Source organism: Clostridium sp. BL-8, from assembly GCF_002006495.1.
Lineage (GTDB): Bacteria > Bacillota > Clostridia > Clostridiales > Clostridiaceae > Clostridium.
In genome coordinates this window covers 21,997-31,285 of sequence record NZ_LZZL01000072.1, presented here as the reverse complement: position 1 = coordinate 31,285, position 9,289 = coordinate 21,997, and the positions used below count along the sequence as shown (strand labels likewise).

General features: G+C 28.9%; 7 protein-coding genes. 6 read left to right on the top strand and 1 reads right to left on the bottom strand.

Annotated features, from left to right (window positions below):
* Positions 1–420: 420 nt before the first annotated feature.
* The 4 genes from CLOBL_RS20750 to CLOBL_RS20735 all read left to right on the top strand — a co-directional run bounded on the left by CLOBL_RS20750 (position 421) and on the right by CLOBL_RS20735 (position 5,524).
* Positions 421–1,590 (top strand): galactokinase, encoded by a 1,170-nt coding sequence (locus CLOBL_RS20750; protein ID WP_077860768.1) that lies wholly within the window; start codon positions 421–423, stop codon positions 1,588–1,590.
* A gap of 188 nt (positions 1,591–1,778) precedes the next feature.
* Complete coding sequence (gene galE, locus CLOBL_RS20745) at positions 1,779–2,771, top strand: UDP-glucose 4-epimerase GalE (protein ID WP_077860767.1); 993 nt, start codon at positions 1,779–1,781, stop codon at positions 2,769–2,771.
* Positions 2,772–2,933: 162 nt separating this feature from the next.
* Positions 2,934–4,439 (top strand): UDP-glucose--hexose-1-phosphate uridylyltransferase, encoded by a 1,506-nt coding sequence (galT, locus tag CLOBL_RS20740; protein ID WP_077860766.1) that lies wholly within the window; start codon positions 2,934–2,936, stop codon positions 4,437–4,439.
* A 71-nt stretch (positions 4,440–4,510) separates the two neighbouring features.
* Positions 4,511–5,524 carry a LacI family DNA-binding transcriptional regulator gene (locus tag CLOBL_RS20735; RefSeq protein ID WP_077860765.1) on the top strand — a complete coding sequence of 338 codons (1,014 nt, stop codon included), beginning with the start codon at positions 4,511–4,513 and terminating at the stop codon, positions 5,522–5,524.
* Between the two features lie 212 nt (positions 5,525–5,736).
* On the opposite strand, the gene CLOBL_RS20730 is transcribed toward CLOBL_RS20735, so the two are convergent.
* Positions 5,737–6,690, bottom strand: coding sequence for a methyl-accepting chemotaxis protein (locus CLOBL_RS20730; RefSeq protein WP_077860764.1), 954 nt, complete (start codon positions 6,688–6,690; stop codon positions 5,737–5,739).
* Positions 6,691–7,007: 317 nt separating this feature from the next.
* Here CLOBL_RS20730 and CLOBL_RS20725 point away from each other — a divergent pair, with 317 nt between their 5' ends.
* Entirely contained in the window at positions 7,008–8,432 is a 1,425-nt protein-coding gene (locus CLOBL_RS20725) for a putative DNA modification/repair radical SAM protein (RefSeq protein WP_077860763.1), read from the top strand.
* 2 nt (positions 8,433–8,434) lie between these two features.
* Positions 8,435–9,187, top strand: coding sequence for a TIGR03915 family putative DNA repair protein (locus CLOBL_RS20720; RefSeq protein ID WP_077860762.1), 753 nt, complete (start codon positions 8,435–8,437; stop codon positions 9,185–9,187).
* Positions 9,188–9,289: the final 102 nt, after the last annotated feature.

The following is a 9,289-nucleotide window of genomic DNA, read 5'->3' as shown; positions in this document are numbered from 1 at the left end:
AGCTCAATTTCAAATGCCTGCTTCACAAAAATGTATATGATTTCTAGTATAGATATACACAAAACTCTAACTTAAATGCACAAATGCTATATATATAAATTTTGAAATTAAGAAATAGATTCATACACTTGGGTAAGTCTTTTAATTTATAACCTTTGGGCCAATGTATATATCAAATTCTCCATTTGAATATCTATATTGTAGCTGCTGTAGAAAATAATACATATGAATTAAAACACAATATAGAAACTGATTACTATATATACTTAGTATATAAGTCAGGTCGCTTAAAAGCTGTTGTTTCCTAATAGATTAGTCACTTTATTTTATATCTAGAAATTAATTATAAAAAATTTTTTCATAACTATTTACTTTTTTATAGTAAGCGGTTACTATAGAATTATAAAGGAGGAATAAAGTATGGAAAATATTAATGTGTTAAAAAATAATTTTATCGAACTATTTAATAAGGAAAATGAAAATGTTTTCTTCTCACCAGGAAGAGTTAATTTAATTGGTGAACACACTGATTATAATGGAGGTCATGTATTCCCATGTGCTCTTACTATTGGAACTTATGCCCTTGTAAGAAAAAGAGAAGATAAAAATGTATTAGTTAGTTCTTTAAACTTTAAAGAGTTAGGAATTATAGAATTTAGTTTAGAAAATATGATTTATAACAAACAACATGATTGGGCTAATTATCCTAAAGGAGTAATTAAAACTTTTGAAAATCATGGATTTAATATTCCTGCTGGTTTTGAAATACTTTTCTATGGTAATATTCCAAATGGTTCTGGTTTATCTTCCTCTGCTTCAATCGAAGTATTAATGGGAGTTATACTAAATGACCTATTTAGCTTAAACATTGATATGGTTGATATAGTTAAAATGTGTCAAGAAGCCGAAAATAAATTTATAGGTGTGAATTGTGGAATAATGGACCAATTTGCTGTTGGAATGGGAAAAGATAATTGTGCCATTCTTCTAGATTGCAACACACTAAATTATTCTTACAGTAATATAAATATGGACGGCTATAAAATAGTAATTGCCAATACCAACAAAAAACGTGGATTAGCTGATTCAAAATATAATGAAAGACGAAGTGAGTGTGAAACTGCCCTAGCAGAAATTCAAAAAATCAAAAATATAACTTCTCTTGGTGAGCTTACAGAAGAAGAATTTGAGCAAATAAAAAATTGCATTTCTGATCCAATAAAAATAAAGAGAGCTAAGCATGCAGTTTATGAAAATAGAAGAACATTAAAAGCAGTAGAAGCCCTAGAAAAAAATGATTTATCATTATTCGGAAAACTTATGAATGATTCTCATGTTTCCTTGAGAGATGATTATGAAGTTACTGGTGTAGAATTAGATACTTTAGTTTCTTTAGCTTGGAAAACAGAAGGTGTAATAGGTGCTCGTATGACTGGTGCAGGCTTTGGTGGCTGTACAGTAAATATAGTGCAAGAAAACTGCATCGATTCTTTTATTGAAAAAGTTAAAAAAGAATATACTGACAAAATAGGCTATGAACCAAGTTTCTATGTTGTTAGTATCTCAGATGGTGCAAGAAAATTAATTTAGGCACATGAAAAATTTATACTCTATACGTTGAATTGTAACAAAAGAGGTTTATCATAATATATATGCTCTAAATTTATTAAACTTCTCATTTTTAAAGTTATGCTGTTGATAATTATTACAATATAGTGTAAATTTAGATGAATTAGCTTTTTAGAGTATATATTTTTAAGAATAGAGGAGATGTTAATATGTCAATTTTAGTTTGTGGCGGAGCTGGATATATAGGTTCACATACAGTACATGAACTTATAAAACAAAATAAAGATGTAATTGTAGTTGATAACCTACAATCAGGCCATATCAAAGCTGTAAATTCAAAAGCAAAATTTTACAAAGGTGATATAAGAGATTCTGAATTTTTAGATAAGGTTTTTTCTGAAAATAATATTGAAGCTATAATACATTTTGCTGCTAATTCCCTAGTTGGAGAAAGTATGGAAAAACCATTATTATATTTCAATAATAATGTATATGGTATGCAAATTTTACTTGAAAGCATGGTAAAACACGATATTAAGCATATTGTATTCTCTTCCACTGCAGCTGTATATGGAGAACCTAAGAAAATTCCTATACTTGAAGATGATGAAACACATCCTACTAACACTTATGGTGAGACAAAACTTACTATGGAAAAAATGATGAAATGGGTTAATAAGGCTCATGGAATAACTTTTGTCTCTTTAAGATATTTTAACGCAGCTGGTGCAATAGAAGATGGAAGCATTGGTGAGGATCACTCTCCTGAAAGCCACCTAATACCATTAATTCTTCAAGTTCCTCTAAAAAAGAGAGATGCCATCACTGTTTTTGGAGAAGATTACGATACTCCAGACGGAACATGCATTAGAGATTACATTCATGTACTTGATTTAGCAGATGCACACATAAAAGCTGTTGATTATTTACTAAAGGGTAATGAAAGTAATATTTTTAACTTAGGTAATGGAGTTGGCTTTAGCGTAAAAGAAATGATAGATTCAGCGAAAGAAGCTACTAATGAAGAAATTAAAGTCATTATAGGTGACAGAAGAGCTGGCGATCCAGCAAGATTAATTGCCTCAAACGAAAAAGCAAAGAAAATATTAGGCTGGAATCCTAAATATACAGATGTTAAAGATGTAATAAGTACTGCCTGGGGATGGCATAAAACTCATCCAAATGGCTTTGAAGACAGATAATAAATAATAGTTATGAATTATAATTTAGAAGTTATGAGTTCAAAGAAGAAAAGCCAAATGCTTTTCAAAAAACATTTTAAGAAATCCCCAAGTTGGGGATTTCATCTTTAACTTATAACTTATCATTTATAACTTATCACTAAAAATCTAGGAGGTTTTAGAATGGTAAATATAAACCTTGAAATAAACAGACTTATAAACTTTGCATTAAATAAAAAACTTATAACTACTGAAGATGTCATTTATTCCACAAATATGCTGCTTGGTACATTAAATTTAAATGAATTTGAATTCATTAAGGTTGAAGAAAATTTAGAAACTTCAGCACCTATTTTAGAAAACATTTTAGATTATGCTTCTGAAAAGGATTTACTAGAAAATACTACTACTGAAAGAGATTTATTTGACACAAAAATCATGAACTGCGTAATGCCAAGACCTTCAGAAGTCATAAATAAATTTGATGAATTATATAATTCATCCCCTGAAAGGGCTACTGAATATTATTATAATTTAAGCATAGCTTCAAATTACATACGAAAAGATAGAATTGATAAGAATATTATCTGGAAAGCACCTACCGAGTATGGTGATCTAGATATAACTATAAATCTGTCTAAACCAGAAAAAGATCCAAGAGATATAGCCAAGGCTAAATTAATTAAATCAAGCTCTTATCCAAAATGTCTATTATGTAAAGAAAATGAGGGTTTTTATGGCACTTTAAATCATCCTGCCAGGCAAACTCATAGAATTATTCCTTTAGACTTTGGAGAAAATCAAAAGTATTTCTTACAATACTCTCCTTATACTTATTATAATGAGCATTGTATAATCTTAAACGATAACCATATACCTATGAAAATAAATAAGGATACTTTTAGAAACCTATTAATATTTACAGACATACTTCCCCACTATTTTGCCGGTTCTAATGCAGACCTTCCTATAGTTGGCGGTTCTATACTTTCTCATGATCATTATCAAGGCGGGCATTATACTTTTGCCATGGAAAAAGCTCCTGTGGAAAAAAGTTATTCTATTGCAGGATATGATGAGGTAGAAATAGGCAGAGTAAAATGGCCTATGTCTGTTATTAGACTTTCTAGTAAAAATAAAAATCTATTATTAGATTTAGCAGACCGCATATTAATTTCCTGGAGAAATTATTCTGATGAATCTGTAAATATATTAAGTCATACTGAAAATGAACCTCATAATACCATAACTCCTATTTCAAGAAAGAGAAATGGTAAATACGAACTTGATTTAGTACTTAGAAATAACAGAACGAGTGATGAACATCCACTTGGTATCTTTCATCCACATAACGAAGTTCATCACATAAAAAAAGAAAATATAGGGCTTATAGAAGTCATGGGGCTTGCAGTTCTTCCTGCAAGATTGAAAACAGAACTGAATATATTAAGAGATAAATTAATTAATAATGTAGCAGATATTTCAAATGAGGAATCTGTATCAAAACATTCAGATTGGTATAAACATCTTCTAAAAAAATATCCTAATATATCTTCTGACAATGCTTACGATATATTAAAATCAGAAGTTGGTTTTAAATTTTTAGAAGTATTATGCCACGCTGGAGTATTTAAAAGAAATGAACAAGGCCTTGCTGCTTTTGATAAATTTGTAAGTCATATAAAGTAATACATCAGAGATGCTATATATAACTTAATATTTTATGAATATAGCAAAATACATTATGAGGTGGAATAATTATGAAATTAACTATAGCAGATGTGGCTAAAAAAGCAAATGTATCCGTTGCAACTGTTTCTAGAGTAATGAATGGGAATTATCCTGTAAAAGAAGAAACTAAAAAAAGAGTCTTAGAAGTAATAGAAGAACTAAAATTTATTCCTAACATGCAGGCACGTGAGCTTACCAGGCAGAAATCATCTACTATAGGTGTTGTAGTTCCAAGTATTAATAATATGTTTTTCCCCGAAGTTATTAATGGTATACAAAACATCCTAAAACTTAATTCTCAATCTCTAGTTTTAGTTTGCAGCGAAAATGATAAAAAAGAAGAACAAACATGTATTAATAATTTACTATCTAGAAATGTATCCGGAATAATTGTTATAGATCCAAATACTGAAAATATTAAATCTAAATTTTATAATAATATATCAAAGCATACTCCCATAGTTTTTGTCAATGGACATTCAGTGTCTGCAAATATTTCATCTGTTTCCAATGATGAAGCCATGGGAGCGAGTATGGCATTAAATCACCTCTTGAAAAACAATCATAAAGATATCTTATTTGTCAGGGGGAAAGATAGCTACTCTTACGATGTAAAAGAAAAAGTATATAAAGAAACAATGACAGCACTAAATAATTTTAAACCTGAAAATATTATCAACATAGGTAATGGAAACAGCAGCGAAACTGTTGATAATACTCTTAATATTTTTATAGATGTATTAAAAATTTCTTCTGCTACTGCTGTTTTTGCATGTAATGACCTTATGGCTGTTGGAGTTCTTAATGCATGCAAGAAATTAAATTTAGAAGTACCTGCTAAATTATCTATAATAGGATTTGATAATATAGATTTAAGCAAATTTGTAGAACCCAAACTGACTACCATCGATCAAAATATGTTTCTCCTTGGAACAAATGCAGCCATTTTATTATTAGAAAAAATAGATTCTAACAATTCTTTAAGTAAGCGTATAACACTCATAAATTCTTTAATTGAACGCGATACTGTAAATTCTATATAATCATAAAATTTAATTTTTTGCATCTTACTTATTTAATATTAGAAAAAAAACAAGCTTATAGAATTAAAGCTTGTTTTTATGTTTAAGTATTTAATTTAGATTCTATAGTAACTATATATGTTGCAATTAAAAATTTACAATGTACAATTGTAAACTGTACATTGCAATATATATATAACTGATATTCTATTAAGATGATTTTGGTTTATTAATTATCCTCTCACATAATCAGATATATGAGATACGCTTTTTTCTAATTTCTTATCTACTTTTCCTGCTTCTTCAATATGTTGTGTAATTTGATTATTAGTTACTGTAAGAATATTATTAACTTCGTTTATTGTATTAAATGTTTTATCAACATTATTTTTTTGTGAGTTAATTGTGTTAATTAATTTTCCTGCTTCACCTTCAACACTATTAAATGAATTTAAGGCTTCCTCTATCTTTTCAAGTGCACCTTTTGATGAGGTTACACCTTCTGTTACTACTAATGTGCTTTTTTCAACACTCTTCAATACCTCTCTTGTTTGTGTATCTATTCCGCTGATTAACTTAGTTATATTACTACTGCTTTCACCAGTCATTTCTGCTAATTTTCTAACTTCATCGGCAACTACTGAAAAACCTTTTCCCTGCTCTCCCGCTCTGGCAGCTTCTATTGCTGCATTAAGCGCAAGAAGATTTGTTTGCGATGCTATTCCACTAATCAATTGAGCTATTTCTCCAATTTCCTTAAGTTTTTCACCTAAAGAAGTAATATTTTTATAGGTATCTTTCGTTTCTACGTCTAGGTTTTCAATTACCTTAACCATTCCTTCAATTGACTCTTTACCTTCAATTGATTTTCCTACAGTATTTTTTGTAGCATTTAACAAATTTTCTCCTTGGCTATGCAGCTCATCTGTTGAACTATTAGTCTGCTCAGTTAAATTTAATACTATTTTCATTTGCTTTTCAATTTGTCCAGCTAACTCTGCAAGCACATCATGTTCACTGTTAACTTTATTATGTTGATTTATTATATCTTCAATCTGAACACTAATTTTCTTTAAAAATTCTATTGTATCAGTATTTTTTGTTTGAGTTTGAATTTTTTCTTCATCTAAATGTTTTTCTTCAACAAATTCATTTTCTGTACTTTTTCTTTTAAAAACATTAATCATATATATCCCTCCAATATTTGTTATAGATATCAATCTTTGAACTTAACTTATGTGGTAACTTACCGAAATCACAAAAATTTAATAAGAATAGATAATTATTTTATATACAAATCAAATTTCTAAGTTATATATCTATATATTCAATAATTATGTTATCGAATAATTTTATAAAAACTAAATCTAAATAATGAAGAAATACGCGTATTATAAGTAAAATCTAGGTTAAAATTACTTATTGAATTAGAACATACATTCGTATATAATATTATACAAATGTATGTTCTATAAATCCTCACTTATAAAGGAGTGTTAAGATAATGGACCTAATGGAAAAATTAAAAGTTTTATCTAATGCAGCTAAATATGATGTATCATGTTCTTCATCCGGCTCTAAAAGAAAGAATACTAATAATGGAATAGGTAATGCTTCTGAAAGTGGTATTTGCCATAGCTTCACCCCTGATGGCCGCTGCATTTCCCTGCTTAAAATATTATTTTCTAATGATTGTGTTTTCGACTGTAAATACTGCATAAATGGTGCCTCAAGAGACTTTTTAAGAGTTAGTTTTACTCCTGATGAAGTTTGTGAGCTTACTATCAATTTTTACAAACGTAATTATATAGAAGGACTTTTTTTAAGCTCTGCTGTAATCAATAATCCTAACTATACTATGGAGCTATTACTTAAAACTGTGAAAAAACTTCGTATTGATAAAAAATTTAATGGATATATTCACCTTAAAGCGATACCTGGTGCTGATGAAGCTTTAATTGAAAAAGCCGGAATCTATGTTGATAGAATGAGCGTTAATATAGAACTTCCCTCAAGTGACAGCCTTAAACTCTTAGCTCCTCAAAAAAGTAAAGATAAAATTTTAAAACCAATGAGCGTAATTAAAAATTCCATAAATAATTATACTGAAATGAAAAAAAACATAAAGAGTACTCCCCTTTTTGTTCCTGGGGGACAAAGTACTCAGCTAATTGTTGGAGCTACTCCTGAAAATGATGGAAAAATACTCAAGCTTTCAGAAGCTCTTTATAGCAAGTACAGTTTAAAAAGAGTTTATTACTCTGCTTATGTTCCTGTAATTAAGGATAACAAACTGCTTCCAGATATAACTCATCCACCTATGCTTAGAGAGCATAGACTTTACCAGGCTGATTGGCTTCTTAGATATTATGGCTTTAAGGCGAAAGAACTTTTAAAAAATGATGATGACAATTTTGATTTAAATTTTGATCCTAAAACTTACTGGGCTTTATCAAACTTAAATGAATTTCCTGTAGAAATTAATAAAGCTCCTTATGAGAAATTATTACGCATCCCTGGTATAGGTGTTACTTCGGCTAAAAAAATCTTAAAAATTAGGAGAGTTCATAACTTGACCTTTGAAGACTTGAGAAAACTTAGGGTAACCCTTAAAAGAGCAAAATATTTTATTACCTGCAACGGTAAATATCATGGTAATGTTTTATTTGATCATATTAGAATAAAAAATAAACTCTTAGAAGGCTCTATTTCAAAAACTGCAAATATAAATCCTGATCAGATATCATTTTTTGACAGCTTCTCGTTAGATGAAACATATACACCTTCTGGAATTTTCCTTCCTAATGGTTATGATTTTTCTTCTAATGCAATTAACCACAGTAAAAATGTATCATCAAATTTTTTATTACCTAAAATTAATACTATTAGCTTAAGTGAAAAAATTACTGCAATAAACGGAGAATTTTAATTATGTTAATTTACATTTATGACAATACTTTTGAAGGGTTATTAACTGCCGTATATAATGGCTTTTACTCAAAGAATCCACCTGAACTTATTTATAGTAAATCTGAATCTAATATCCCTCTTTTACTAGGAGAAATTATTGAAGTGACCACTGATGAAATTAAATTTAATAAAGTCAAAAATGCAATTATAAATACGATAGATCTTCTTGCATTAAAAAAAATATACATGACTTACTTAAGCAATTATAAAGATAAATCCATTCTCATCTTTAATTATTTGAAGATAGCATTTAAGCTTAAGCATGAGGTTCACAGTTTTCTTAATATTGATGTAATAAGGCTTGTTGATGATATAAACAGACGGGTTATGTTTGAATGTCACAACTTTGAAGGTTTTATAAGATTTAATTATCTTGATGAAAAATTCTTATATGCGTCTATAGAACCTGACAATGATATTCTAGAACTTATTGGAGAACATTTTAAGAAAAGGTTTCCTAAGGAGTATTTTATTATTCATGATATTTTTAGAGAAAAAGCTTTAATATATGATACCATTTCCTACGAAATTATAGAAATAGCTGCAGATATATATGAAAAGCTTAGACTTCATAAGGATGAATATACAGAACTTTGGAAAACTTATTTTAAAGCAACAACTATTGAAGAAAGAACGAATCTTAGATTGCAGCGCAGAATGATGCCAAAAAGATATTGGAAACACATACTCGAAACAGATGCTAGTGATAAATAACAAACCAAGAGTGGAAAGTTTAGGAAGAAAAACCTTAATATCACAATTAATATTTTACAGGAGACTCAGAACCTTCTCCTTGGAGTTTCCTCCTAAATCTTA